The organism is Actinoplanes sp. NPDC023801 (genome assembly GCF_040639655.1).
Classification (GTDB): Bacteria; Actinomycetota; Actinomycetes; order Mycobacteriales; family Micromonosporaceae; genus Actinoplanes.
The window spans coordinates 1-24,236 of the sequence record NZ_JBFAAI010000023.1 but is presented as its reverse complement, the minus strand read 5'-3'; the positions used below and the strand labels follow the sequence as shown (position 1 = coordinate 24,236).

The following is a 24,236-nucleotide window of genomic DNA, read 5'->3' as shown; positions in this document are numbered from 1 at the left end:
TCCTAATCGTGAAGGGGTGCCAGTGGCTGCCGATGTCACCCGGGTGCGAACCGTCTGCGGGTACTGCGGCGTCGGTTGTGGGATGGTGCTCGACGTAGCGCGCCAGGACGACGGCCCGCTGAAGGTGATCAAGGTGAGCGGCGACCGGGACCACCCGGCCAACGCCGGCCGCCTCTGCACCAAGGGCGCGACCGGCGCCGAACTGCTCGCCGCGCCGGGCCGGCTGGACACCGCGCTGGTCCGGAGCGGCCGGGGCGCGGCACCCGCACCCGTGGGCGTGGGCGACGCGATCAGCGAGACCGCCCGGCGGCTGCGCGCGATCATCGACGAGCACGGCCCCGACTCGTTCGCCATGTACGTCTCCGGCCAGATGACCCTGGAGGCCCAGTACCTGGCCAACAAGCTGGTCAAGGGCTTCATCGGGACGAACAACATCGAGTCGAACTCGCGGTTGTGCATGGCCAGCGCGGGCACCGGATACAAGTTGTCGCTCGGCGCCGACGGGCCGCCCGGCTCCTACGACGATCTGGATCACGCGGACACGTACCTGGTGATCGGGTCCAACATGGCCGACTGCCACCCGATCCTCTTCCTGCGCATGATGGAGCGGGTCAAGGCCGGCGCCAGGCTGATCGTGGTGGACCCGCGGAGGACCGCCACCGCCGAGAAGGCCGGCCTGTTCCTGCAGATCCGGCCCGGCACCGACCTGGCGCTGCTCAACGGCCTGCTGCACCTGCTGATCGAGAACGGGCACATCGACCACGAGTTCATCGCGGTGAACACCGAGGGCTGGGCGGCGATGCCCGCGTTCCTGGCCGACTATCCGCCGGACCGGGTCGCCGAGCTCACCGGCATCCCGGAAGCGGACATCCGGACCGCGGCCGAGTGGATCGGCAGCGCCGGGAACTGGGTCAGCCTGTGGACCATGGGGCTCAACCAGAGCACCCACGGCACCTGGAACACCAACGCCCTGATCAACCTGCACCTGGCGACCGGCGCGATCTGCCGGACCGGCAGCGGCCCGTTCTCGCTCACCGGCCAGCCCAACGCGATGGGTGGCCGCGAGATGGGCTACATGGGTCCGGGCCTGCCCGGCCAGCGATCGGTGCTGGTCCCGGCCGACCGCGAGTTCACCGAGAAGGCGTGGGGCGTACCGTCCGGCACCCTGCGTACCGAGGTCGGCAAGGGCACCGTCGACATGTTCGAGCAGATGGCGGCGGGAAAGATCCGAGCCTGCTGGATCGTCTGCACCAACCCGGTCGCGTCGGTCGGCAACCGCCGGACGGTCATCGCCGGCCTCGAGTCCGCCGAGCTGGTGATCACGCAGGACGCGTTCGCCGAGACCGAGACCAACGCCTACGCCGACATCGCACTGCCCGCCGCCATGTGGGCCGAGGCGGACGGCATCATGATCAATTCGGAGCGCAACCTCACGCTGGTCCACCCGGTGGTCCCGGCGCCGGGCGAGGCGCTCCCCGACTGGCAGATCATCGCCCGCGTCGCGGCCGGGATGGGTTACGGCGAGGCCTTCACCTACGCCTCGGCGGAGGAGATCTTCGAGGAGATCAAGACCTTCGCAAACCCGCTGACCGGGTACGACCTGCGCGGCGTCACCTACGAGATGTTGTCGGACGGTCCCGTGCAGTGGCCGGCCCCGCCCGGCAGCGGCCGCCGCAACCCGATCCGCTACGTCGACGGCACCACGCCCGGGCCCGCCGCTCCCGCTTCCCCCCGGTCCGCTCCGCCGGTGCCGCTGCGTTTCGCCACGCCCAGCGGCAAGGCCGTCTTCCACGCCCGCCCGCACACCGGCCCCGCCGAGATGCCGGACGACGACTATCCGTTCGTCCTCAACACCGGCCGCCTCCAGCACCAGTGGCACACCATGACCAAGACCGGCAAGATCGCCAAGCTGAACCGGCTCAACCCCGGCCCGTTCATCGAGATCAACGCGATCGATGCCGAATGGTTCGAGATCGCGGCCGGTGACCTCGTCGAGATCGCCTCGCGGCGCGGCCGGGCCGTACTGCCCGCCGTCGTCACCGACCGGGTCCTGCCCGGCAGCTGCTTCGCACCGATGCACTGGAACGACCTGTTCGGCGAGTACGTCAGCGTCAACGCGGTCACCAGCGACGCCGTCGACCCGCTGTCCTTCCAGCCGGAACTGAAGGTGTGCGCGGTGTCCCTCACCCGCATCGCCGCCGCGCCGGCCGCTCTCGCCGCCGCGCCCGCCGCGCCCGCCGCCGCGCCGGCCGCTTTCCCCGGCACGCCCGCCGCCGCACGTGTCCTCGACGGTTCGGCGCTCACCGCGGGAGCAGATCCGCTGCTGGCGCGGCTCAGGCTCGACCCGGCGCCGCCCGCGCTCGACGAGGACCAGCGGCGATACCTGGCCGGGTTCCTCGCCGGGGCCGCCCTGCGGCCCGGCCCGCCGATGCTGCCGGAGGGCGCGCCGTTCGACCGCGGCACGGCCATGTGGGTCAACGGATTGCTCGCCGGCGTGCTCCCGGCCGTACCGTCACCGGGGTCTGCTTCCGCCGCGAAGCCGGAGGCCGGACGCCTGCAGGTGCTCTGGGCCTCGCAGACCGGCAACGCCGAGGACTTCGCCCGTGTCGTCGCCGGGCGGCTGTCCGAGACCGGGCGGCAGGTGAGCGTGCTCGGCATGGACGGCCCAGCCGCCGACCTGCTCGACCCGGGCGCCGATCTGCTCGTCGTGACCAGCACGTTCGGTGACGGCGACGCGCCCGACAACGGCACGACGTTCTGGGACTCGCTCACCGGCGACGGCGCGCCCCGCCTCGACGGCCAGCGGTACGCCGTTCTCGCCTTCGGCGACTCCAGCTACGACGATTTCTGCGGGCACGGCCGCCGCATCGACGAACGGCTCGCCGAACTCGGTGCGATCCGGCTCGCGCCCCGAGCCGACTGCGAACCCGACTTCGAGGAGACCGCCGACGGCTGGCTGTCCGCGGTCCTCGGCGCCCTGACCGGAGGCTCACCGGCCACTCCCGGTCCCGCCCCGTCCGCGGCCGCGGCCGTCTCCACCGCCCCGTCCGCGGCCGTCGCCGTCTCCACCGCCCAGGAACTGTCCGCGGCGGTGGCCGCGTCAGCGGTGCCGTCGTCCGTGACCGTCGCCACCGGCACGCCGGTCAAGGCCGCTCCGCTGAACGCCGCCCTGGTCGGCAACCGGCTGCTCAGCCTGCCCGGCTCGGCCAAGGAGGTGCGGCGGTTCACCTTCGACACCGCCGGCCTGCTCGACTACCAGGCGGGCGACGCGCTCGGTGTGTGGCCGGTCAACTGCCCGGAACTCGTCGACGAATGGCTCGCCATCACCGCCCTGCCCGCCGACGCGACCGTCCAGCTCGACCGGCTCGGCGCCGTGACCGTCGCCGAGGCCCTCACCCGGCACCTCGACATCACCCGGGTCACCACCGGCCTGCTGCGCTTCGTCGCGGAACGCAGCGGCTCCGCGCAGATCAGGACCCTGCTGCGCGCCGACAACAAGGGCGAGCTCGCCAAGTGGACGTGGGGCCGCCAGGCCGTCGACGTGCTCGCCGAACACCCGGTCGGCGCCACCGCCCAGGAGTGGGCCGGTGTCCTGAAACGACTCCAGCCCCGCTACTACTCGATCAGTTCCACCCCGGTCGTCGACCCCGCACTGGTCAGCCTCACCGTCTCGGTGGTCCGGTTCGACAACCACCGTGGCCGTACCCGCAAGGGCGTCTGCTCCACCCACCTCGCCGACGCTCCCGCCGGTGCCGAGGTGGCCGTCTTCGTGCAGGGGGCGCCGCACTTCCGCCCGCCCAGCGACCCCAACACGCCGATGATCATGGTGGGTCCGGGTACCGGTGTCGCCCCGTTCCTCGGCTTCCTCCAGGAACGACAGATCACCGGAGCGCCCGGCGGCAACTGGCTGTTCTTCGGTGAACAGCGCAGTACCACCGACTTCTACTACGCCGACGAGCTGGAGGCCCTCCGCGCCGACGGCATCCTCAGCCGCCTCGACGTGGCGTTCTCCCGGGACCAGCGCACCAAGGTCTACGTCCAGGACCGGATGCGGGAGAAGGGCGCCCAGCTCTGGGCCTGGCTGCAGGCCGGCGCCCACTTCTACGTCTGCGGCGACGCCAGCCGGATGGCCCGCGACGTCGACCAGGCCCTGCACGACATCGTCATCAACCACGGCAGCCTGACTCCCGAGGACGCCACCGCCTACATCAAGCAGCTGGCCACCGACAAGCGCTACGTCCGGGACGTCTACTGACCCACCCGCCAACCCGCGTGGTGACCTGTGGTTCGTATCGCGGCGCGGGTCACCACGCGGTGGTCACGCCATGCGGGTGATGGCGGCTCGCAGGCGGGCCAGATCCCGGCGGCGCTGCTCCATGGTGGTGGCGATGCCGACCAGCAGCAGGCCGCCCACCGCGAGCGGCACCCAGCGCGGCAGCAGATCCCAGAACTGGATCAGCTCGTGCAACGCGACCAGCAGCAACGTCCCTCCGCCGGTGACGACCGGGGCCTGCAGCCGGGCACGCGCACCGGCGAGCAGCACCAGCAGCGCCCCCACACCGAGGAGCAGCCGGCGCAGATAGTGCGGTTCCTCGGCGGTGCTGTTCGCGATGACGGCGAGAGTCGGCAGGAACGCCGCCGCCAGCGCCGGTCCGTAGGCGGTCCAGGACGGCAGTTCCGGCCGGCCCCGGCGGGCGAACCAGCCGGCAACCACGGCCAGGACCGCCGCCGGCAGTGTGTAGATCTCCGTGGTCCCGACATCCCGCGACGACAACAACAGCCACCAGCCGGCCAGAGCCGTAGAGCCGGCCGCGATCGCGTACCGGAACCGGGTACGCCGCGTCTCGCCCGGCCGCATCGCACGGACCGTCAGGACGAGCGCCCACAGTTTGCAGACCAGCGCGGCCCATCCCAGCCCGTCCGTGATCAGCAGCGCGACCAGCGCGGACGCGTGCCCGGCGACGAACGGCGCACGGGCTTCGACCGGCCGCCGCCCGCTGAGCACCCACTCCAGGCCGATGACGACGGCCGCCGCGGCGAGTATGAACAGCGGCGGTCCGGCCGGCCCGGCATCGACAAGATCCGCGATGGTGTACGAGAGCGCGACCACCGAGACGCTCCCGGCCGTCCACCCCGCGATCCGGTCGGACTCGAGCCGCCCGAGCAGCCCGGCGGTCCCGGACGCGGCCACCACGAGCCCCAGCGCGGCGATCGTGGCGCCGTGACCGGCTGCCGACCCCGCGAACCCGGCGGCTACGAGTGCACCGAACAGCACGGCGAGCAGGTTGCCCCCCGTGTGCCGGGCCGGCGCGAGCGCCAGCGCCAGCAAGCCGGCCAGTCCGGTCACCAGCCCGGCGATCGGCACCGCCGGCCAGCCGGCCCCGGCCGCCGCGAAGACCAGCGGAACGATGACCGCCACGAACGGTGCCACCGCCCACCCGGCCACCACCGCCGGCCGCACAACGACAGCCGGCGTGCCGTTGGAACCGGTGGGCGGCGTGCCGCCGGAACCAGCAGTCGGCGTGCCGTTGGAACCGGTGGGCGGTTCGTCCGGGATTGCGGCGGCTCGTGGTGAACGTGCGATCTGCAGGCCCGCGGCGGCGGCCGCGACGGCGGCTCCGGCCAGGGCGACGATGCCGGACCAGGTGACCGGGGACTGTACCGGCGGAAGGCCGGACCAGATGTCGTCCAGGGCCGCCCACGGTTCCAGCAGGACGACCGCCACGTCGGTGGCGGTCAGCGCGAGCAGGGCCACCGCGGGCGGCAACGCGGCGACCAGCGCGCCCCCGCCACGGGCGCCCGGCAGCGGCAGCAGCGCCACGATCAGCAGCAGCCCGGCCGCGGCGTACAGTGCCGCCGGATCGTCGGCGGGCAGTGCCCAGATCGGTACGGTCGACGCGGCGAGCAGGGCAACCCCGAGCGCGTACCGTCCGTATCCCGGAATCCGCCGGCCGATCAGGTGAGCCGTCGCGCAGAGCACCGCCGCGACGGCGAGCGAGACCCGTACCCGCCCGGTGACCGGCACGCCGGCCGCGAACAGGGCCAGCCAGACGGCCGGCGGTGCCACGAGCAGGCCCGCCGTGAGTGACCCGGCGCCGACGTCCGCACCGCGCCGTGCGTTCCGCAGGGCCATGGCGGTGCCGGTACCGAGCAGCATGAACGCGGCGAGCACCGCGGCCACGACCTCGGGCTGCCCACAGCCGACGATCACCGCGTGGGTGGCCGTGGTGAGGCACACCGCGATCCGGTACAGGGCATCCGTCAGCGTTCGCGACCGGGCCGCGGCGATCAGCGCCACGGAACCGACGGCGGCACCGGCCACCGATGCGGTCCACCACGGCAGTCCGAAAGCCGCGGGCACCAGGAACCCCACCGCGGCCAAGGCGGTCAGGCCCAGGTCGGCGTGGGTCCGGCGGGGCAGCAGGAGTGCGTACGCGCCCGCGGTGAGCAGGGTGGCGACGAGCATGTCGGGTTGCGGCCCGCTGACGGTCGCGCCCATTGGCGTACCGAAGACCTGACCGGCCGTCTCCGCACTACGGATCGCCCCGGCCACCGCCGCGAGCAGCACGGTGATCGCGGGTGCCGCACCGACGAGGAGCGCCCCTACCCAGGCCCCGTTCCCCACCGCCACCGGCACCCGCCGCCGCGAAGACGGACCCGCACCAACGCGCGCCGCAGCACCCGGACCTGCGGAGGGCGAACCCGAGCCGGCCGGACCCGCAGCACGCGGACCTGCGGCTGCCGGACCGGTCCCCGCCGTGTCCCCGGCCGAGGAGGCGCCGGGAGAGGTGGGTTCTGCGGAGGGCGAGGGGGAGCCGTGAGTCGCGGAGGCGCCGGGAGAGGCGGGTTCTGCGGAGGGCGAGGGGGAGCCGTGAGTCGCGGAGGCACCGGAGGAGGTGGATTCTGCGGAGGGGGCGGCGTCAGTCGCGGAGGCAACGGATGAGGCGGGTTCTGCGGAGGGCGAGGGTGTCGCGGAGGTACCGGGAGCGGTGGATGCGGGAGCCGGCCCCGGCGAAGAGCCGCCACCCGGGGGCGCACTACCGGCGAGAACCTGCGGGAGGCGGCGGGGGAGCAGCGCGACGGCCGCCGCGATCAGAAGCGCGAGCAGCGCGAGCCGGCTGGCCTGCCACGACGAGTCCCGGATGTCGATGTGGAGGGTCCAGGCCCAGCGCGCCCCGGCGACACCGGTGGCCACCACGAGCAGCGCGGCGGCGATGGACTGGGCGACGGGCAACCGGGCGAGGAGCGCCCAGACGAGGACGACAGCCGGTGGCAGCAGCAGGGCCAGCCCGGCGACGGCGGTAGCCCGCGGTCCGGTGGCGAAGGCCAGGTCGCCGAGGGCGAGGACGCCGGCGACGGCCACGGCGAAAAGGCCGCAGACGTACGTGACCACGCCCGGCCCGTCGGCGGCGAACCGGGCGGGCCGGAACCGCAGGACGGCGACGTCGAGGGCCGCGGTGGCGGTGCACGCCAGGGACCAGCCGGTCAGGTCGGCCTCGGCCGCGGCGGCCAGCAGAGGGAACACCGGCTGGGCCATGAGCAGCGCGGCGATCCGCGGACCACGGAGCCGGGTCGGGACCGAGTAGCCGAGAGCGATGGCCGCGGTCACCGCGAGGACCGCCGCGGCGTACCCGCTGGGTTCGAGCTCCCGGATCCCGAGGAGGCCGACGGCCCACGCCGCGTAGCCGTCCAGAAGGATCATGAGCAGGCCGACGGCCGCGAGGGTCTCCGCGGCGGCCGTCAGGCCCCGCCGCACGGCGAACGGCGGCACCGCGAGGACGGCGGCGGTGGCTCCGGCGAGCAGCAGCGCCCGTCCGGTGACGCCGACCTGCGCCCAGGCGACGGCGGTGAACACCGCGGCCGCCACGACGAGCAGCAAGCCGCCGAGGGTGAAGAGGACGTTCTGCACGGTGAGCGTGCTGAGCTTCGGTTCGACCGGCTCGGCGAACGCACCCGTCGCGGTGGGCACCGGGACCGGGGGAGCGGGCGACGGCTGAGGTGCGGGCACCGGCTGCCGGCGGGCGACGACGCGGGCGGCGACCTGATTGCGGCGGGCGCGGGTGTCGTGCAGGCGCCGGTCCAGTTCGGTGACCAGGGCGCGGGCGTCCTGCCACTCCCGGGTCAGGCCGGCTATCTCCTCGTCGAGGCGGATCACCTCGGCGGCCTCGGGGTCGGGTCCGGCACCGCAGGCGGGGCAGCCGTCCGGCAGCGCGGCGGCGGCGCCGCATCGCGGGCAGGGATAGGACGTGGTCAAGGCCGTTCCCAGGGTCAGGTGGATGTGGAAGGACAGCTTCGCGCATCGGCGCAACCCGTGGAACTGGCGATCCGGCCGGGAAGGCGGGCGCTGAACCCGGTGCCGCCCGCGCCGGTAGTAGAGGGGGAGACCGCCGCAGTACCGAGGGGGCCAGCGTGAGCGTCGCCGACCTGATCCTGATGGCCGACCGGATCCACACGATGTCGCACGGCCCGGCACCGACCGCGATCGCCGTGGCCGGCGGCGTGATCACCGCGACCGGCGAGCGGGCGGACGCGCGTGACTGGCGCGGCCCCCGTACCGAGGTCATCGAGCTGGGCTCGGCCACGATCACCCCGGGGCTGGTGGACGGGCACTTCCACCCGGTGACCGGGATCGGGCTCACCCGGGGTGTGGATCTGTCGTCCGTACGTACCGCCGAGGGGTTGAAAGCGGCCTTGCGGGATGCGGACGTGGCGCCCGGCGCATGGCTTTCGGGGTGGGGCCTGGATCCGAACGTCTTCGAGGGCGCGCCGGTCACGTATGCGCCCCTGGTGGAGGCGGCCGGTCCGGACGTCCCGGTGTTCCTGCTGATGTTCGACGGGCATTCGGCGCTGGTCAGCCCGCGCGCTCTGGAGATGGCCGGGGTGGACGGCCCGCGCGTGTTCACATCCGGCGCGAGTGTCGTCTGCGACGCCGACCGGAAGCCCACCGGGCACCTGCTCGAGTGGGAGGCCCTCGACCTGGTCCGTGCCCTGATGCCGGAGGACTCCCCGGCCGACCGGCGCGCCCGGCTGACCGATCTGATGCGACGGATGGCGGCCTGCGGCCTGACGGCGGCGGACGCCATGGATTTCGAGGGCGATTCGCTGGAGCTGTTCCTCGCCATGGAAGCGGACGGGGACCTGCCGGTACGGTGGCGGTTCGCACCGTTCGTGATGCCCGGTTCCGGACGTGACGGCCTGGACGCGGTGATCGCGCAGCAGCGGCTGGCGGGCCGTCGCTGGCGGGTCCAGGGCGCCAAGTTCATGATCGACGGCACGATCGACGGCGGTACCGCCTGGCTGGACGAGCCGGACACACACGGCGAGTCGACCGCCTGCTTCTGGCCCGACCCGTCGGCGTACACCGAAGCGGCCGGAATCCTGGCCCGGCACGGCATCCCGATCGTCACGCACGCGATCGGCGACGCCGGAATCCGCCATGTGCTCGACACCTACGCGGGGCTGCCCCGGGCCTCGGCGGCGCCGCACCGGATCGAACACCTGGAGACCATGCCGACCGAGCTGATCGGACGGTTCGCGCGCCAGGACGTGACCGCGAGCATGCAGCCGACCCACTGCACCGCATACACCCGCGCCGACCACAGTGACAACTGGTCCTCCCGCCTCGGCAAACGACGGGCCGACCGGGCGTTCCGGGCCCGGGACCTGCGCGATCGGGAAGCCCGTCTGGTGCTGGGTTCGGATTGGCCGATCGCGCCGTTCGATCCGCGCGCGATTCTGGCGGCGGCCCGGCTGCGCCGTCCAGCGGGCCGTCCGGACGTCGAACCGGTACTGCCGGAGCAGGGGCTGACCGCCCGGATGGCGCTGGAGGGGTACACCTGCGAGGCGGCCGCGGCGGCGGGGCTGTCCGGCAGGTCGGGACGGCTGCTGCCCGGTCACCGGGCGGATCTCACCGTCTTCGGGCTCGACCCGCTGACCGCGGACCCGGACGAGTTCGCCGGTTCACCGGTGCCGCTGACCGTGGTCGGTGGCCGGGTCGCGCACCGGGGGTGACAGTTCCCGGATGCGGGCGGCCTGCTCGAGCTGCATCGTGCGGCCCTCCTGGAGAAATCCGATGATCAGGCGCAACTCCTCGGCGGTGTAACCGATCAGCACCCGGCGACCGGCTTCGGCGATCGGGCGGTAGAGCCGGTCGATCGCCTCGGCGGTGGCCGTGGTGACGGTGACGACGGCCCGTCGGCGGTCCGCCGGGTCGGTGTCCCGGCGCAGGTGACCGGTCGCGACGAGACGCTGGATGGCGGCCGTGGTGGCGGCCGGGCTGAGCCGCGCGGCTTCGGCGAGGGCACCGGCCGTCATCGCTCCGGCGGTGCTGACCAGGCCGAGGATCCGCAGGTCGGTGCGATTGACACGGAGAGCATCGGCGGCTGCCTCGTCGATCTCGTCGGTGGCCGTGCCGAGGGCCGCGGCGGCGCCGGCTGCGGCGTCCAGCAGGTCGTCCGGGGCCTCGGGACGGAGCGGGTGACCTTGCCGGCGACCGGAGACCGGCGATTGCTTCGACACTCGAAGGAATATACCGTGGGCAAAAAGCTTCGACTATCGAAAGGGTTCCGATGACCACCACATTGCGGCTGCCCCGCTGGCTGCCACTGGCCAACCGGGTGGTGCGGGTGCTCAACCGACTCGGCCTGCGACTCGGCACTGTCCACGTGCTCACCGTCCCGGGGCGCCGTACCGGGCGGCCGCGGTCCACACCGGTCTCGCCGCTGACCCTGGACGGGCACCGATATCTGGTCGCCGGGGTGCCGGACGGGGACTGGGCGCGCAACGTCCGGGCCGCCGGTCGCGGCGAGCTCTCCTCGGGGCGCCACAGCGAGCCGGTGACCCTGACCGAAATCAATGACGCCGGGCAGCGGCGTGCCGTGATGCGCGCGTTTCCGGCCGAGGTGCCGAACGGCGTGCCGTTCTTCGTCCGGCTCGGCCTCGTGACCAGCGGGGATCCGGACGAGTTCGAGGCCGCGGCAGCACGTGTGGCTATTTTCGAAATCATCACTTTCCCGACTGAAAGCGAATTGGATCACTAGCCTGAAAATATGCGTATATCACGTCAAAAGGCAATTAGGTTTCCTGCCGTATTCGCGGTTTCCCTCGGACTGGGACTCGGCCCCGCGGCCGCCTTGCCGACCGCGGCAAGCGCCGCGCCCGGTGTGCCCGCGGCCGCCGTGACCGCCCCGGCCGAGCCACCCGACCGGACGGCCATGCTGAAGAAGGCACTGCTCACGAAGGCGGACATGCCGCCCGGATACGAAATGCTCGACACGGATTTCTACGAACCGCTGATGCGCGAGATGTTCGGCCAGGCCGGGACGACCGGTGATCCCTGTGCCATGGCTGACGCCCTGTCGGACGTGTCCGCGAGTCCCATGGCCATGCCGATCCAGTCGGGTGAGCTGATCAAGACGATCGAACCCGCCAAGACGATCGAGCCCGTCAAGACGGTGGATCCGGTCAAGACCGGACCGGCCCCCCAGGATGAGCCCGAGGCTCCGGCCGGCCCGCCGACCGCGATGGCGATCTTCGACCACGCCGACGAGGGCTCGATGGCGATGGAGGTGCTGTCCGCGATCGGGGAGAAGCCGGCCGCTGCCGCCATTGCGCAGCTCCGGACGATGCTGAAGGACTGTCCCGAGATCGACATGGACGGTGCCGAGCTCACCGTCCGGGCCCTGGACTGGCAGCAGCGTCTCGGCGACGAGGCGATCGCCGTCGAGATCGTGGTGCGGGCGAAGTTCGCGGGAATCGACGTCACCATGCGGGCGAAGGCGGTCCAGGTCGCCTACCGGGACGTCGCGCTGACCGTGGGTCTGATGGGTGCGGAGGACCCGGCGGACAAGCGGCTCAAGAGGATCGCACGGACCGCGGTCCGCAAGTTGGTCACCTCAGAAGGCGTCTCCACCAAGTAGGGCGGTAGGCGATGGCGTCTCTGGCGATGGGTACTCGCGCGCCGTGTGATCCTTCCCCGGCCCGGGTGCCCGTCGCTGCCCGCCAACGCCTGCGCGGCGGGCACGTCGACCCGCTTCCGCCCCGGCGCAGAGAACGATCGGCCAGACCGTATCACTATGCGTAGTCGACTGTGGAAGGTCGTCCCGTCGTACCGTGTGTGACCGTGGACGGGTCACCCTTCGGCGGTGTCCCGGCAAAATTTTCCGCACCTTTCTCGTAGCCGCTCTGAGCTGCTATTTCGTGCTGTCCACCGATGCGTTTCGGGATGCTGCCGGTTGGATGCGTTGAACCCGTCGAGGGTCCCTGCCCGTATGGCCCCCCAACCGATGGCATCGACCTCCAACGACGAGGAGTGATTATGAGGGCGCGCTCGTACCGACGTAACCCGGACAGTCGGCGGAAGACGATCGGCGCGGTGGTGGTCGCGGGAGTGCTGGTGGCCACCGGTGTGACCGGCGTACAACTGGCTTCGGCCGGTACGGGGAAGACCAAGACCGCGGGTTCCGGCGTCGTCACGGTGGACGGCCAGCAGTTCGACGTCTCCCAGTGCACCGAGCTCCAAGTGAACGCCGGCAGCGTGGTCTGCGACGGTGAAGAGCTCGCCCCGATCCAGGAGCAGGCCCCCGAGGATGCCGCCGTCGACTCGGCCGTGGCACTCGAGGCGTCCTGCGACCAGTTCGCCGCCGACGCGGCCGCGGCCGCCGGTGAGGCCGGAGCCGAGGACGCGGCGCAGGAGGCCGAGGAGGCCGCCGAGAACCCGGCCAAGGCCAAGGCCGAGAACAAGGCTCTCGCCAAGAAGTACGCGAAGGCGGCCCGGAAGGCGGAGAGGGCCGCCGAGAAGGGCGCGGCCGGCAAGGGTGCCGCTGGTAAGGGCGCGGCCGGCAAGGGCGCCGAGGAGCAGGGCGCCGCTGAGGAAGGCGCCGCTGAGCAGGGTGCGGCCGATCAGGCCGCCGCAGCCGCCGCCGTCACCTCCGCGCAGGCCGCTCTGCTGCAGTCCTGCCTTGCTCTCGCCGACGCCAAGGCGGTAGCCGCGGCAGCCGGTGCCGACGACCAGGGCGCGGCCGAGGAAGGCGCCGCTGAGGAAGGTGCCGCCGAGGAAGGTGCCGCCGACCAGGGCGCTGCTGAGGAGGGTGCTGCTGAGGAAGGCGCCGCCGAGGGTGCCGCCGGTGAGAACGCCGAGCAGGCCACGACTAGCACCAAGCGCCGCTGACCCGAGAACCGTGACGGTGGTCCGGGCGTCGGGGCGGCGTCCGCGCCACCGTCACCGGGCCGGAGCCCGCGGGCTGTACCCAAGCCCTGTATTCCGCGTCGCGGAGGGTGCCTGGGTACGGCTGGCGGGCTCCGGCCGTGCCGCAAGCATTTTTCGGGTCGCGAAGGTCGCTGAGCTCCGGTCCGCGGGCTCGTCGAAGGTTTCATGGACGAGGGGACTGGCGCCCGGAGAACACTGGCATCTAACATTTCAGTTGTGGAGAGCATCGGGCGGCATCTGCTGCGGGACGCGGCCTACGGGCGGCTCAAGGGCGCGATCGTCGACGGCACCCTGCCACCCGGCAGCGCGTTACGGCCGGACGAGCTGGCCACCCGGCTCGGCCTGTCGAAAGCGCCGATCCGGGACGCGATCGCCCGCCTGACCAGCGAGGGCCTCGTCGAGACGAAACCGCAGAGCTACACCAGGGTCACCGAGGTGGTGGCCAAGGAGGTCGAGGACGCGGCGGCGGTGCTCGGAGCCATGCACGCTCTGGCCGTACGACATGTGGCAGAAACCCTGGCCACCGACCTGCTGGAAGCGATGCGCGTGGCCAATGCCCGGTTCGCCGAGGCGGTCGCCGCGGGCGATGTCGAGGCGGCGCTTGCCGCCGACGACGAGGTGCACGCGATCCCCCTGGCGGCCTACGGCAATGCCGCGGCCTCCGGCACGGTCGAGAGATACACCCCTCTGGTGCGCCGTGCCGAGCGCCTCCTGTTCACGTCTCCGCAGGCCGGCCGCTCCGTCCGGTTGCACGACGATCTGATCTCCGCCCTCGCCGCGCGTGACGTGTCCCGCGCGTCAGCGGTGAACGCGGAGATCTGGGGCCATCTTCATCCGCTGATCGAGGGGCGTTCATGAGCATCTCCGACTTTCCGCGCCACCCGCTGCTGTTCGGGCCCTCGCCGGTGCACCGGCTGGACCGGCTGACCCGTCACCTCGGCGGTGCCGAGATCTGGGCGAAGCGGGAGGATTGCAACTCCGGCATCGCGTACGGCGGGAACAAGACCCGCAAACTGGAGTATCTGGTCGCGGACGCACTCGCGCAGGGTGCCGACACGCTCGTGTCGATCGGCGGCGTGCAGTCGAACCACACCCGTCAGGTGGCCGCGGTCGCCGCCGCGACCGGGCTCAAGTGTGTGCTCGTGCAGGAGAGCTGGGTGGACTGGCCGGACAGCGTCTACGACAAGGTCGGCAACATCCTGATCAGCCGGCTGGCCGGTGCGGACGTACGGCTGGTGAGGGCCGGTTTCGGCATCGGGTTCAAGGAGAGCTGGGAGGCGGCCCTCGCGGAGGTCGTCGCTTCCGGCGGTACGCCCTACGCGATCCCGGCCGGCGCGTCCGATCACCGGCTCGGCGGCCTCGGTTTCGCGAACTGGGCGTACGAGGTGATCGAGCAGGAGCGGCAGCTCGGCGTCTTCTTCGACACGATCATCGTGTGTTCGGTGACCGGCAGCACGCAGGCCGGCATGGTCGCGGGGTTCGCGGCAGCGGGCGGCCGGGCCCGGCGGGTGATCGGTGTCGACGGCTCGGCGAAACCGGTCGAGACGCGCGCCCAGGTGGCCCGGATCGCCCGGTCGACGGCCGGGCTGATCGGCGCGCGCGAGCTGACCGACGACGAGATCATCCTGGACGAGCGCTACCACGCCGGCGTCTACGGCATCCCGGACGAGTCCACCCTGGACGCGATGCGGCTGGCGGCGAGGACCGAGGGCATGGTCACCGACCCGGTGTACGAGGGCAAGTCGATGGCCGGCCTGATCGACCTGGTCGGCCGCGGCGAGATCGACAGGGGCGCGAAGGTTCTGTACGCCCATCTCGGCGGCCAGCCGGCGCTCAACGCGTACGCCGGCCTGTTCTCCTGACCGTGACAGCCGTCCCGGCCGGGGTCGCGCTCGGCGGCGCGCCTCAGGGTTTGCGGCCGACGGCTCCGTAGAGGGCGACCGCGTCCGCGGGTGGCCGCTGGTGCGCCGGCACCTCCGGGAGCCATTCGGAGACCGCGACGATGCCGGGGCCGATCAGGCCGAGACCGGTGAAGTATTCGGCGAACTGGGCCCGGGTGCGGGGGTGCGTCTCCGGCCGGCTGTGCGGGTCCGCCGGGCGATGGTCCAGGGTGAAGCTGGTCGCGGCGAGGTAGCTGCCGGAGGGCAGGGCGGCGAGCAGTTCGCGGACGACGCCGACGGCCTGCCGGTGGTCGGGCAGGAGGTCCAGCACCGCCACGAGGATCAGCGCGACCGGCCGGTCCAGGTCGAGGGTCTCCTTGAGGCGCGGGTCGCCGAGCACGGTGCGGGGTTCGCGCAGGTCGCCGCGTAGGTAGCGGATCGCTCCCTCGGGGCTGCCGGTGAATCGGGCGTCGACCGCCGGGTCGCTGTCGACGTAGACGATCCGGGCGTGCGGAACCTTGCGCTGGGCGACCTCGTGGGTGCTTCCGGCGGTGAGCACTCCCGCGCCGATGTCGAGGAACTGGTCGACCCGCGCCTCCTCGGCCAGGAACCGCACCGCGCGTTGCAGGAACGAGCGACTTTCCCGGACCGGCAGCCGGGTCGTCTCCTCCGCCACAGTCCCCCCGATCCCAGTCGATGTCCCGCGACTTTAGCGCGATTCCACTGTGGAACGCCGCAATGTCCCGGAAACTTTCGGGTCGCATCCGGTCGGAATCGTCGACAGGGAGTCACGCTATCCAGGAGGAGGATTCGCGTGGCGCTACCGAGCCAAGAGGGCCTCCCAGTAGCTTCCAGCGAAAAAACAACTCCAGCGCTGGTCAGGATGGTCCTACGGATCTGTTGGCCTGCTCCGTGGTGGAGCTGTGGCCAGGGCTGACGTTGGTTCTTCGTGGTCCGCTACAGGGGCCGCCTCAAGGGCGCGGCTCGTCGCGCCAGCGTTGTGCGATGGCGTGCATCAGCGCCGGGTACACGACGAGGTGGCGAAACGGTGCGATCGCGGCCATGTAGGCCGTCCCGAACAGCCCGTTGGGCTTCACCAGCACGGCCATCTGGCCGCGGTAGCCGCCGGCGCCGTCCGGGACCCAACCCAGGTGCAGCACCGTGTGCACGGTCCGGTTGGCCAACTCTGCGGCCCACTCATCATCGGTGAGGTAGACCGGGGTGAAGGAAGGAGTTTCGAAATCCGGTCCGGCCTGGGCGTCGCGCAGGTCGGCCGGTAGCCGGTCGCGTAGCGTCGGCACCCGGGCGCCGACGCCGGAGTCCGGGTCGTCCAAGCCGAAGAGCGCCCCGAGCCGGTGCCGGATCGCGAACAGGGCGCGGGCGGACGGTGACCGCAGGGTCGACTCGTTGAGAGTGGCGGTCTGCCGTACCAGCCGCGCAAAGTCGTCGGGGCCACCCGGTGTCGGTAACGCCCATACATCCTCGACGCGGAAGTCGTGGGCGATCTCGTGGATCCGCCAGGACCTGCAGGTGTGCGCGGTCTCCGAGATCCTCATGACGTCGTCGCCAGCGCCACGGCCGCCCGGTCGTCGCGGCGGGCGGCGACGAGCGCCAGGATCCCGAGGGCTAGGACCAGCCAGAACGGCGAGCCGGGCAGCAGCACCAGCGACGGTACGGCGAAGCCGAGGGTCCACCAGCCCACCAGGGCGGGGATGCGGCCGGTCTGACGGATCACCCAGTGGGTGAGGTGCCCGACGATGAACAACATGATGCCGGTGGCGAGGAACCAGAAGGTCACCTCGCGGTCCACGTTGCCGCCGATGGCGTTGACGAAGCCGTCGGCGACGATCCCGGCGAGCGGGTTCGGATCCAGGGACGCGGGCAGCACGAAGAGCCCAAACAGGGTGTGCAGGCAGGCGAGCCCCATGATCAGTCGGGGGACCCAGCGGGTCAGGGTCGAGGTTCTGGTCATGCTTTGATCGTGCCTGCGCGGGGCAGAGCGGCGCGTGGCTCGAAGGTCGTCGGCGTCCGCTACCGGAGGCGGACTTTTGCGGGCCTTGGGTCATCCTTGAGGATGACGGCTATTGCGGTGAATGGCCGGGGCGGATCAGGTGCCGCTCGTACGCCCAGATCACCGCCTGGACCCGGTCGCGTAGCCCCAGCTTCGCCAGCACCCGCCCGACATGGGTCTTGACGGTGGCCTCGGACAGATACAGCCGGACGGCGATTTCCCCGTTGGACTCTCCGCGCGCCATCGCCAGCAGCACCTCTCGCTCTCGCCCGGTCAGCGCGGCGAGCGGGTCGGGACCGGGCTCGGGTACCGGCAGGTCGGCCAGCATGCGGTCGACCAGGCGCCGGGTGGTCGGCGGGGCGAGCACCGCGTCGCCGCGGTACACGGTGCGGATCGCCGCGCACAGCTCTGCGGCGAGGGCGTCCTTGAGCAGGAACCCACTCGCGCCGGCGCGGAGCGCGGCGAACGCGTACTCGTCCAGGTCGAACGTCGTCAGCACCAGCACCTTCGGTGCTGCCGGTCGCACGGTCAACCGCCGGGTGGTCTGCACCCCGTCCAGCACGGGCATCCGGACGTCCATCAGCACCACGTCCGCAGAGCTGCCGGCCAATCGGTCCAGGGCCTGCGCGCCGTCACCGGCCTCGCCGACAACGGCCATGTCCTCCTGCGACTCGACCACCATCGCCAGGCCCGCCCGGACCAGAGCCTGGTCGTCCACGATGAAAACCCGGATCATCGCCACTCCCCGTTCGCCCCGTCAACGGCAACGGTGTCCGCCGTGGGTAACACCGCGCGCACCTCAAAGCCGCCGCCGGGCTTCGGGCCGGCGGTGAGCGTACCGTCCAGCACCGCGACCCGTTCCCGCATACCAATCAGCCCGTGTCCGGCGGCGTCGCCGGGCGCCACCGCGCCGCACCCGTCATCACCAACGGTCACGATCAACTCACGCGCATTCCAGGTCAGGCACAGGTCGGCGCGGGCACCGGGCCCGGCGTGGCGCAGCGTGTTCGTCAGGCTCTCCTGCACCAGCCGATACGCCGTCAACTCGACAGCCGACCCCACCGGTCTGGCAATCCCGTCGTCGGCGCGGTGCACAGTCAAGCCCGCGGCGCGGACCCGGTCCAGCAACTGCGGCAGGTCGGCGAGGGTGGGCTGCGGACCCGAGCCGCTCGACTCCAAGCCCTCTGTCCGCAGCACGCCGAGCAGCCGCCGCATGTCGGCCAGCGCCAGCCGGCCGGTCGTGGCGATCGTGCCCAGTGCGGCGGCCGCGCGCTCCGGCGACTTCGCCGCGACCAGCTCCCCGCCCTGGGCCTGGGTCACGATCACGGCCAGTGAGTGGGCCACGATGTCGTGCATCTCCCGGGCGATGCGTGCGCGCTCCTGGACGACGGCGACCCGGGCCCGCCCTTCCCGGTCCGCCTCGGCCCGCCGCGCCCGCTCCTCCAGCAGGTCGAAGTACGCGAGCCGGATCTGCCGCAGCCGGGCCAAACCCCAGGAGGCGAGCACCACCACCAGGAGCACCCCCAGCAGGAACGCCCAGGCCGCCGGGCCGCCCGGCGTCGTGGCCGTGTCGGACGGGAAGACCCGGACCGCCCGCACCGTCAGCAGCACCGACCCCGCGACGCCCACGGCCACCCCGAAGCTGCGGCACCAGGGCGGACCGTACGCGCACAGCGCGTACAGCGCGACCGGGAACGCGGCGGCCGAGGCCAGAAAGGCGGAATCGAACCGGTACGCCGCCAGCGGCGCCAGTGCCTGGACCGCCAGCGCGGCGCTGACCACGATGAACGAGGCGACCGGACGGACCCTGCGCGCGAACAGCGCGGCGTGCACCGCCACCAGGCCGGCGCACAGCATCACCCACCAGCCGGGCGGGACCGACGGCGCGATCATCATCACCGACATCGGCAGCAGGAACGCCGAGAGGACCGCAGCGAGCAGCGCGTCCGCCACCCACGGATGCTCCCGGGCCCAGGTGTACACCCGCTCAGGCGACGTCCAGCTCACCACGGCGCGAGCCTAACCGGCCACAGCATCAGGGCGCCCGGCCCGCCGGAGTAGGCGCCACCCGTAGCAGGCGACGAAGAAGGCTGCGGGCCTCACGCCTTCAGGTCGTAGACGACAGTGGGCGGCGATCCTCGCACAGTACGTGTTTGGAAAAGCCTTCGGTGCTGGCATGGTCGGGTGAGCCCCACCGCGCGGCATATCGGAGGAATCGTGAAGGACCACCCGACCTATCAGGGACGTCCGCTGGCCAGGCCCGGCGAGGAGGTGTTCGACCAGGGCCTCGGGTTCGACCTGGGCACCTTGATGGGACGGCGGCAGATTCTGCGGGCGTTCGGCGCCGGGGTGGCCACCCTCGGGCTCGCCGCCTGCACCTCCGGGCCCACCGGCGCCACCGGCGCCACCGGCTCGTCCGCGACGACCGCCGCCGCGAACCCGGAGGAGATCCCGGAGGAGACGGCCGGGCCGTATCCGGGTGACGGCTCCAACGGTCCGGACGTGCTGGAGCAGAGCGGGATCGTCCGCAGCGACATCCGGTCCAGTTTCGGCGACGGCAGCGGTACGGCCGACGGCGTACCGATGACCCTGGAACTGACGATCAAGGACCTGGCCAAGGGCGGTGCCGCGTTCGCCGGGGCGGCCGTCTACGTGTGGCACTGCGACCGGGCCGGGCAGTACTCGATGTACTCCGAGGGCGTCACCGGCGAGAACTTCCTGCGCGGCGTGCAGATCGCGGACACGTCCGGGAAGGTGAGCTTCACCAGCATCTTCCCGGCCTGCTACCCCGGGCGGTGGCCACACGTCCACTTCGAGGTCTATCCGGACCGGGCGAGCATCACGGACTCCACCAAGGCCATCGCCGTCTCCCAGGTCGCGATTCCGAAGGAGCACTGCGACACCGTCTACGCGCAGCCGGGGTACGAGTCGTCGGTCGCCAGTCTGGCCCGGCTCACCCTGGAGACCGACAACGTGTTCAGCGACGACTCCGCCGCGAAGCAGCTGGCCGCCGTCACCGGCGACGTGAGCGGCGGATACACCGTGGCGCTGACCGTCGGGGTGGACACCACCACGAACCGGAGAAGGGCCTGATCAGCCCGCGAAGTCCGCCAGCCACTCCCGGCCCGCGCCGACGAAGTCCCGGCTGATCGCGGTGCCCGGGGCCCACGCCTCGAAGCCGTGCGGCGCGCCGGGGACGACGTGGAAGGTGACCGGGACGCCGGCGGCGCGCAGCCGCTCGGCGTACTCCTGATCCTCGTCGTGGAAGAGATCCACGTCGCCGACACCGATCCAGGCCGGTGGCAGACCGGCCAGATCCCCGCGGCGGGCCGGTACCGCATAGCCCGGTACCGTTCGGCCGCCCGGCTCGGCTCGCAAGTAGGCGCTCCAGCCGTACCGGTTGCTGCGGTTGTTCCAGACCCGGTGGCCGATCTCGTCGAGTTCGCGGCGTGCCGCCGTACGGTCGTCGAGCATCGGGCAGTAGAGCCACTGCGCGACCGGCCGGACGCCGTCCTCGTCGTGCAGCCGCTGGACCAGTGCCGCCGCGAGCCCGCCGCCCGCGCTCTGCCCGCCGACGATCACCCGGCCGGGGTCGACACCGAGCCGGGCGGCGTTGCGCAGCAGCCAGGTCCAGGCGGTGTGGCAGTCGTCGAGCGGTGTCGGGTACGGGTGTTCCGGCGCCAGCCGATAGCCTGCCGCCACCACGACGATGCCCAACTCGGCAGCGGTGCCCCCGCACATCCGGTCGTCCTGCTTGGCGCCGCCGAGGACCAGGCCGCCGCCGTGGATCCAGAGCAGTGCGGCCCGGGACCGGGGTTGTCCGGGCCGGTGCACGCGGACACCGGGAAGCCCGGGGATGGCCTGCTCGACCGTCACGCCGGGCACCCCGCCGGATGGCATGAACGGCATCGCGGCCCGGCTCAGCCGCCGGAACCAGCGGGCATGCACCGGCATCGCCGGCAGCCGGCGCACCGGTTTGCGCAGTTCGGGCGCGATCCGCGACAGCTCCATCCACAGAACCTTAGAGCCGTGCCTCTCGCCCGGCGGAGTGGTGCCGCAGAGTTCCGGTTCCGGAAATGGTTCGGAACCTTGACAGAGGATCGGCGTCGGTGGATGAATGTGTTCGAACCTGTGTAAGGCCGTTCAGTCTTGCGAGGTTCGGTTGAAGTCCGTCCTTGCCTCCGTAGTCCGGCATGCCCCGCCGTGACCAGGCGGTCCGTGTCGGACCTCGGTGGGCTCCGCCCCCGCGAGGAGTCCGATGCGCCAACTTCTAGCTCGTGCCTGTGCGGTTCTGATCGTGGCTTCCACCGGCCTGATCGGAGTCGCCACGTCCGCGTCCGCGGCCGTCGTCCCGAAGGCGCCGCCCCTGTCCACGCCCTGGACCAGCCAGGTTTCCACCACCAACCCGCTGCCCGAGTACCCGCGACCGCAGATGACCCGCCCCGACTGGCAGTCACTGAACGGGGAGTGGGAGTTCCTGAACCCGGCCACCGACGGCGCCGGGAACGTCAACCGCAACGCCGCGCCACCGATCGGGCAGACGCTGCCGGAGCGCATCCTCGTGCCGTACCCGGTCGAGTCGGCGCTGTCCGGGATCATGCGCAACGACAACCGCGACCTGATGTTCTACCGCCGGACCTTCACGGTGCCGTCCGGCTGGAACGGCCGCCGGGTGCAGCTGCACTTCGGCGCGGTCGACTACGAGGCCACCGTGTGGGTCAACGGTCAGCAGGTGACCACGCACAAGGGCGGCTACGACCGGTTCGAGGTCGACATCACCCCGCAGCTCAACGGCGGCACCAACGAGATCGTCGTACGCGTCTACGACCCCACCAACGGCCGCGGCGAGGAACAGCCGGCGGGTAAGCAGGTCAACAGCCCGGGCGGCATCTTCTACACCCCAGCCTCGGGCATCTGGCAGACCGTCTGGCTCGAGCCGACGCCGGTCTCGTCGATCTACTCGGTCGACATCTACCCGAACATCACCGCGAACAACGTCCGGGTCCGCGTCTTCACCCGTGGCAACACCGGCGGGCACAGCGTGTTCGCCGAGGCACTCAGCGGCTCGGCCGTCGTCGGTTCGGCGAGCGGCGGGTTCACCGAGTTCACCGTCCCCGTGCCGAACGCCCGCCGCTGGTCGCCCGACGACCCGTTCCTGCACAACCTGCGGGTCTCGCTGCGCAACTCCAGCGGCGCGACCGTCGACCAGGTGACCAGCTACTTCGGCATGCGGGAGGTCGGCACCAAGCTGGTCAACGGCGTGCTGCGGCCGACCCTCAACGGTGAGTTCGTCTTCCACGCCGGCACCCTCGACCAGGGCTACTGGCCGGACGGCGTCTACACCGCGCCCACCGACGCGGCGCTCGCCTTCGACCTGCAGAAGCACAAGGACCTGGGCTTCAACATGGTCCGTAAACACATCAAGGTGGAACCGGCCCGCTGGTACTACCACGCCGACCGCCTCGGCCTGCTCGTCTGGCAGGACATCCCGTCCGGCGGCGACGACACCAAGTCGGCCGCGCAGATCGCCCAGTTCGAGACCGAGGCGCGGGAGATCATCGACGAGCACCGGTTCTCACCCGCGGTGGTCACCTACGTGCCGTTCAACGAGGGCTGGGGCGAGTGGAACCTCGCCGAGACGCAGCGGGTGACGCGCAGCCTGGAGGCGTACGATCCGACCCGGTTGATGAATCCGCACAGCGGCTTCAACTGTTGCGCCTCCAAGGGCGACCCCGGCACCGGCGACATCATCGACTGGCACGCGTACACCGGGCCGGACGCGCCCCTGCCGTCGTCGACGCGGGTGTCGATGCTCGGGGAGTTCGGCGGACTCGGCCTGCGTACGCCCGGCCACGAGTACAGCCCGAACGGGCAGTTCTTCGCCTACGAGCAGATGTCGGGCAACGCGCACCTCAACGACCGGTTCACCGGCATGATCCGGGACTCCGAGCGGCTGATGACCAGCAAGGGGCTCTCCGGGTTCGTCTACACCGAGATCACCGACGTGGAGGGCGAGTACAACGGCCTCTACACCTATGACCGGCGGATTCAGAAGGTCGACACCGGGCAGGTACGTGCCGCGATGACGAACCTGCTCCGCGCGGCGAGGAACCAGAACGCCGCGGTGCCGCTGTCGCTGGGGCACGTCCGGTCGTTCCAGGTGGCCACGCCCGGATACACCGACCGTCATCTGCGGCATGCGGACTCGCTGGCGCGTACCGACGTGATCAGTGGGGATGGGCCGCGGCAGGACGCGTCCTTCCGTACCGTCGCCGGTCTGTCCGATCCTCGCTGCTACTCGTTCGAGTCGGTCAACAACCCGGGCCGCTTCCTGCGGCACGCCGGCAGCGTGGTCCGGATCGACGCCGACACCGGCGGCAGCTTTGCGGCCGACGCGACGTGGTGCTCCCGGCCGGGCCTGGCGGCCGGCGGGGTGTCGTTCGAGGCGGCCAACCAGCCCGGCCAGTACCTGCGGCACGCGAACGAGCAGGTCCGCATCGACGCGAACACCGGTGGTTCGTTCGCGGCCGACGCCACCTGGAACGTGTCGGCGCCGGCTCTGTGGCGCAGCTCGGTGATCCTGCCCTTCGACGTGCGGCGCTCGCTGCAGGTCACCACATGGGGTTACACCGACCGGTACCTGCGGCACGCCGACAGCCTGGGCTGGACCGAGCCGGTCAGCGCCGGCAGCGGTGCGGGGCTCAAGGCCGACGCCACGTTCACGCTGCGGCGGGGCCTGGCCGACTCGTCCTGCTACTCGTTCGAGCCGGTCGGCTTCCCCGGTCAGTTCCTGCGGCACGCCGCGAGCCGTATCCGGATGGCACCGAACGACGGGTCGGCGCTGTTCGCGGCCGACGCCACGTTCTGTGCCCGGCCCGGACTCGGCGGGACCGGGGTGACCTTCGAGTCGATCAACTTCCCGGGCAGCTTCCTGCGGCACTACGACTCCCAGGCCTGGATCGCCTCCGGGGCGGGCACCGGAGCGAATCGCCCGCTGACCCTGACCGCCGACAGCAGCTGGACCGTAGTCAACCCCTGGACCCCGCCGACGCCGACCGTACGCGCCATGAAGATGTCGTTGCGCCGGATCACGTTGTCGAGGTCCGGCATCCGCCGGCGGACCGCGGCGACCGCCTGC

General features: G+C 71.8%; 16 protein-coding genes and 1 pseudogene. 9 read left to right on the top strand and 8 right to left on the bottom strand.

Features of this window, described 5'->3' with window-relative positions; translation table 11 throughout:
- The first annotated feature begins 22 nt into the window (after positions 1-22).
- Positions 23-4,255, top strand: a complete 4,233-nt coding sequence (locus AB0G04_RS31880) for a bifunctional nitrate reductase/sulfite reductase flavoprotein subunit alpha (protein ID WP_360990251.1) — start codon at positions 23-25, stop codon at positions 4,253-4,255.
- A 63-nt stretch (positions 4,256-4,318) separates the two neighbouring features.
- On the opposite strand, the gene AB0G04_RS31875 is transcribed toward AB0G04_RS31880, so the two are convergent.
- Positions 4,319-8,254, bottom strand: a complete 3,936-nt coding sequence (locus AB0G04_RS31875) for a hypothetical protein (RefSeq protein ID WP_360990249.1) — start codon at positions 8,252-8,254, stop codon at positions 4,319-4,321.
- A gap of 155 nt (positions 8,255-8,409) precedes the next feature.
- Between AB0G04_RS31875 and AB0G04_RS31870 the strand changes: the two genes are divergently transcribed.
- The gene (locus AB0G04_RS31870) at positions 8,410-10,011 is read left to right on the top strand and encodes an amidohydrolase family protein (RefSeq protein ID WP_360990246.1); all 1,602 of its coding nucleotides are present in this window, start codon (positions 8,410-8,412) and stop codon (positions 10,009-10,011) included.
- Here the strand turns inward: AB0G04_RS31870 and AB0G04_RS31865 are convergent.
- The gene (locus AB0G04_RS31865; protein WP_360990244.1) at positions 9,961-10,518 is read right to left on the bottom strand and encodes a MarR family transcriptional regulator; all 558 of its coding nucleotides are present in this window, start codon (positions 10,516-10,518) and stop codon (positions 9,961-9,963) included. The genes AB0G04_RS31870 and AB0G04_RS31865 overlap by 51 nt on opposite strands.
- Positions 10,519-10,568: 50 nt before the next feature.
- Here AB0G04_RS31865 and AB0G04_RS31860 point away from each other — a divergent pair, with 50 nt between their 5' ends.
- The 5 genes from AB0G04_RS31860 to AB0G04_RS31840 all read left to right on the top strand — a co-directional run bounded on the left by AB0G04_RS31860 (position 10,569) and on the right by AB0G04_RS31840 (position 15,069).
- Positions 10,569-11,039, top strand: coding sequence for a nitroreductase/quinone reductase family protein (locus AB0G04_RS31860; RefSeq protein WP_360990241.1), 471 nt, complete (start codon positions 10,569-10,571; stop codon positions 11,037-11,039).
- Positions 11,040-11,132: 93 nt separating this feature from the next.
- Entirely contained in the window at positions 11,133-11,918 is a 786-nt protein-coding gene (locus tag AB0G04_RS31855; RefSeq protein WP_360990239.1) for a hypothetical protein, read from the top strand.
- A gap of 398 nt (positions 11,919-12,316) precedes the next feature.
- Complete coding sequence (locus AB0G04_RS31850; RefSeq protein WP_360990236.1) at positions 12,317-13,168, top strand: hypothetical protein; 852 nt, start codon at positions 12,317-12,319, stop codon at positions 13,166-13,168.
- 255 nt (positions 13,169-13,423) lie between these two features.
- Complete coding sequence (locus AB0G04_RS31845) at positions 13,424-14,065, top strand: GntR family transcriptional regulator (protein WP_360990233.1); 642 nt, start codon at positions 13,424-13,426, stop codon at positions 14,063-14,065.
- Positions 14,062-15,069, top strand: coding sequence for a 1-aminocyclopropane-1-carboxylate deaminase (locus tag AB0G04_RS31840; RefSeq protein WP_360990230.1), 1,008 nt, complete (start codon positions 14,062-14,064; stop codon positions 15,067-15,069). The genes AB0G04_RS31845 and AB0G04_RS31840 overlap by 4 nt, the downstream gene beginning before the upstream one ends.
- Positions 15,070-15,112: 43 nt before the next feature.
- Here AB0G04_RS31840 and AB0G04_RS31835 read toward each other — a convergent pair whose 3' ends face one another.
- The 5 genes from AB0G04_RS31835 to AB0G04_RS31815 form a co-directional block, all read right to left on the bottom strand.
- Positions 15,113-15,763: an SAM-dependent methyltransferase gene (locus AB0G04_RS31835; protein ID WP_360990228.1), complete on the bottom strand. Its 651-nt coding sequence runs from the start codon at positions 15,761-15,763 to the stop codon at positions 15,113-15,115.
- Between the two features lie 295 nt (positions 15,764-16,058).
- A complete protein-coding gene (locus AB0G04_RS31830) occupies positions 16,059-16,643 on the bottom strand; it encodes a DUF2867 domain-containing protein (protein ID WP_360990225.1) in 585 nt (194 codons plus the stop codon).
- Positions 16,640-17,059, bottom strand: coding sequence for a DUF6463 family protein (locus AB0G04_RS31825; protein WP_360990222.1), 420 nt, complete (start codon positions 17,057-17,059; stop codon positions 16,640-16,642). Before AB0G04_RS31825 ends, AB0G04_RS31830 begins: the two co-directional genes overlap by 4 nt.
- A 109-nt stretch (positions 17,060-17,168) precedes the next feature.
- Positions 17,169-17,834, bottom strand: coding sequence for a response regulator transcription factor (locus AB0G04_RS31820; protein ID WP_360990220.1), 666 nt, complete (start codon positions 17,832-17,834; stop codon positions 17,169-17,171).
- Positions 17,831-19,108, bottom strand: a complete 1,278-nt coding sequence (locus tag AB0G04_RS31815) for a sensor histidine kinase (RefSeq protein WP_360990217.1) — start codon at positions 19,106-19,108, stop codon at positions 17,831-17,833. The genes AB0G04_RS31820 and AB0G04_RS31815 overlap by 4 nt, the downstream gene beginning before the upstream one ends.
- A gap of 207 nt (positions 19,109-19,315) precedes the next feature.
- Between AB0G04_RS31815 and AB0G04_RS31810 the strand changes: the two genes are divergently transcribed.
- Entirely contained in the window at positions 19,316-20,191 is an 876-nt protein-coding gene (locus tag AB0G04_RS31810; RefSeq protein ID WP_360990214.1) for a 3,4-dioxygenase subunit beta, read from the top strand.
- Here AB0G04_RS31810 and AB0G04_RS31805 read toward each other — a convergent pair whose 3' ends face one another.
- A complete protein-coding gene (locus AB0G04_RS31805) occupies positions 20,192-21,109 on the bottom strand; it encodes an alpha/beta hydrolase (RefSeq protein ID WP_360990211.1) in 918 nt (305 codons plus the stop codon). It lies immediately after the preceding gene.
- Between the two features lie 247 nt (positions 21,110-21,356).
- Here AB0G04_RS31805 and AB0G04_RS31800 point away from each other — a divergent pair.
- Positions 21,357-24,113, top strand: a pseudogene (locus AB0G04_RS31800) (AbfB domain-containing protein); the annotation flags it as partial.
- Between the last annotated feature and the right edge of the window lie 123 nt (positions 24,114-24,236).

Coding starts and splice junctions, on each gene's coding strand:
- AB0G04_RS31860 (WP_360990241.1), top strand. CDS start 10,569: ATGACCACCACATTGCGGCTGCCCCGCTGGCTGCCACTGGCCAACCGG.
- AB0G04_RS31850 (WP_360990236.1), top strand. CDS start 12,317: ATGAGGGCGCGCTCGTACCGACGTAACCCGGACAGTCGGCGGAAGACG.
- AB0G04_RS31840 (WP_360990230.1), top strand. CDS start 14,062: ATGAGCATCTCCGACTTTCCGCGCCACCCGCTGCTGTTCGGGCCCTCG.
- AB0G04_RS31830 (WP_360990225.1), bottom strand. CDS start 16,643: ATGAGGATCTCGGAGACCGCGCACACCTGCAGGTCCTGGCGGATCCAC.
- AB0G04_RS31825 (WP_360990222.1), bottom strand. CDS start 17,059: ATGACCAGAACCTCGACCCTGACCCGCTGGGTCCCCCGACTGATCATG.
- AB0G04_RS31820 (WP_360990220.1), bottom strand. CDS start 17,834: ATGATCCGGGTTTTCATCGTGGACGACCAGGCTCTGGTCCGGGCGGGC.
- AB0G04_RS31805 (WP_360990211.1), bottom strand. CDS start 21,109: ATGGAGCTGTCGCGGATCGCGCCCGAACTGCGCAAACCGGTGCGCCGG.